Source organism: Actinomadura sp. NPDC048032 (genome assembly GCF_040653175.1).
Taxonomy (GTDB): domain Bacteria; phylum Actinomycetota; class Actinomycetes; order Streptosporangiales; family Streptosporangiaceae; genus Spirillospora; species Spirillospora verrucosospora.
In genome coordinates this window covers 1-2,095 of the sequence record NZ_JBEZJP010000733.1, presented here as the reverse complement: position 1 = coordinate 2,095, position 2,095 = coordinate 1, and the positions used below count along the sequence as shown (strand labels likewise).

Below are 2,095 nucleotides of genomic sequence, written 5' to 3'. Positions count from 1 at the left end.
CGCGGCAGGACCCCCCGGCCCACCGCGGTCACGCAGGAGGTCAGGCGCCCCGCCCGGCCGGTGCCGGCTCGGCCGCGGGCCGCGTCCAGTGGCGCTCCACGAAGAACGGCGCGACGGGCAGGACCGCGGCGCCGAGCGCGAGCACCGTGCGCTTGAGGTCCCAGCCGAGCTGCTCGCGGACGAGGAAGACCAGGCCGACGTAGGCCATGAACAGGACGCCGTGCACCGGCCCCATCACCTGCACGCCGACCGGCGCGTCCGCCCCGTACTTCAGCGGCATCGCGACCAGCAGCAGGAGGAGGAACGAGAACGCCTCGGCGACGGAGACGAACCGGAAAGCACGAATCATGTCCACGCCCCGCTCAACGGCACGGCGTCGGCCCGCGGTTTCCGCGCCGGATATGGCGTTGCTCACACGGCGCTCGCACGACCGTGCGCAAACCGTGACGTAAGCGGACCCCGGATGGCCTCTAGGGTGTCCGCGTGGACTGGAGCCTGCTGACCTGCGCGCGCAAGGGACACATCACCTACGCGCCGGACGAGGAGAGGCTGCGCGAGCGGCTCGTCGTTTCGTCCCCCATCGGCGCCGCGTGGCGATGCCTGCGCTGCGGGACCTACGTGCACGGCGAGCCGCACGGGACCGGCCCGGCCGACCGCGCGCCGCTGGTCAGGCGCGGCCGGGAGCTGCGCGACGCCTTCGTCATGCGGTTCTTCGCGGTGGAGCGCGGCATCCGCGGCCTGATCGTGCTGGTCGCCGCGTACGGGGTGTGGCGCTTCGCCGGGAGCCGCGGATCGATCGAGCGGATCTTCGAGAAGGAGATCCCGCTGCTGCGCCCCATCGCCGAGCAGGTCGGCTGGGACCTCGACCACTCCAAGGTCGTCACGTCCGTCCGGCACGTGTTCGACCTGGACGCGCGGACGCTGCGCTGGCTGGCCGTCGGCCTCATCGTCTACGGCGCGATCGAGCTGATCGAGGCGGTCGGGCTGTGGCTGCTGAAGCGCTGGGGCGAGTACTTCGCGGTCGTCGCGACGTGCTTCGGGCTGCCGATCGAGATCTACGAGCTGGTGGAGAAGGTCACCGTGCTGCGCGCCGGCGCGCTGGTGCTCAACATCGGTCTCATCGTCTACATCGTCGTCACCAAACGGCTGTTCGGCGTGCGGGGCGGCCGGGCCGCCCACGAGGCGCATCTCCGCAGCGAGTCGCTGATCGAGGTGGAGCAGGCGACCCACGAGTCGGACCTGCGGCACCCGTCCCCGCCCGAGCCCGAACCCGCCGGATGAGGTAGCGGACGCCGCTGCCGGGAATGTCGAATACATGGCTCGCTCGGAAACGAAGAACGACGCGAAGAACGGCGGGAAGCACGACGCGCCCGCCAAGTCGTCCCCCGATCGGTCCCGCCCCCCGCGGCGCGGCCTGCTCACCCCCCTCGCGATCATCGTCGCCACCGTCGCGCTCGTCCTGGTCGCCCAGCAGGCGCTGCACGGCCTCCCCCACTGGCTCAATCCGTTCAAGGAGGAGACGAAGGACCGCAGCGGTCCCGTCCTGCTGAAGTCGATCCGCGACCTGCACCGCTACGAGGCGGCGAGCGGCAACTTCCAGGTCGTCGTGGACCTGGAGAAGGACGCCAAGTTCCTGCCGTCCTCGCTGCGCGGCAAGCGGACCCTGTTCGTCGGCAACGGCTCGGTCGACGCCTACGTGGACTTCTCCCGGCTCGGCTCGGGCGCCCTGAAGGTCAACGCGGACCGCACGGTGGCGACGGTCACCCTCCCGCCCGCCCAGCTGGAGAAGACGAACCTCGACACGAAGAACAGCTACGTCTACGCGACGCAGCGCGGCGTCTTCGACCGCTTCGGCGACTTCTTCAGCAGCAACCCGAACAACCAGCAGCAGCTCTACGTCCTGGCGTCCCAGAAGATCCAGACGGCCGCGGCCCAGAGCGGCCTGAAGGAACGCGCCGACGCCAACACCAAGTCGATGCTGGAGAACATGCTCAAGGCCCTCGGCTTCACGACGGTGACCATCACCCCCGCCTCCCAGTGAGGCGGGGGTCGGCGACGGGCCCGTCCCGGCGGGCCGTCCGATCGGCGCGCCGCC

General features: G+C 70.8%; 3 protein-coding genes. 2 read left to right on the top strand and 1 reads right to left on the bottom strand.

Annotated elements, in window-relative coordinates; translation table 11 throughout:
- Nucleotides 1-40: 40 nt before the first annotated feature.
- The gene (locus AB0C69_RS41675; protein ID WP_345184142.1) at nucleotides 41-349 is read right to left on the bottom strand and encodes a DUF3817 domain-containing protein; all 309 of its coding nucleotides are present in this window, start codon (nucleotides 347-349) and stop codon (nucleotides 41-43) included.
- A 134-nt stretch (nucleotides 350-483) separates the two neighbouring features.
- Here AB0C69_RS41675 and AB0C69_RS41670 point away from each other — a divergent pair, with 134 nt between their 5' ends.
- Both AB0C69_RS41670 and AB0C69_RS41665 read left to right on the top strand, forming a co-directional pair.
- A complete protein-coding gene (locus tag AB0C69_RS41670) occupies nucleotides 484-1,281 on the top strand; it encodes a DUF2127 domain-containing protein (RefSeq protein ID WP_345184140.1) in 798 nt (265 codons plus the stop codon).
- Nucleotides 1,282-1,315: 34 nt separating this feature from the next.
- Nucleotides 1,316-2,041, top strand: a complete 726-nt coding sequence (locus AB0C69_RS41665) for a DUF4230 domain-containing protein (protein WP_345184138.1) — start codon at nucleotides 1,316-1,318, stop codon at nucleotides 2,039-2,041.
- Nucleotides 2,042-2,095: the final 54 nt, after the last annotated feature.

Excerpts from the sequence above, each read along its gene's own strand:
- AB0C69_RS41675 (WP_345184142.1), bottom strand. The coding sequence starts at position 349 with ATGATTCGTGCTTTCCGGTTCGTCTCCGTCGCCGAGGCGTTCTCGTTC.
- AB0C69_RS41665 (WP_345184138.1), top strand. The coding sequence starts at position 1,316 with ATGGCTCGCTCGGAAACGAAGAACGACGCGAAGAACGGCGGGAAGCAC.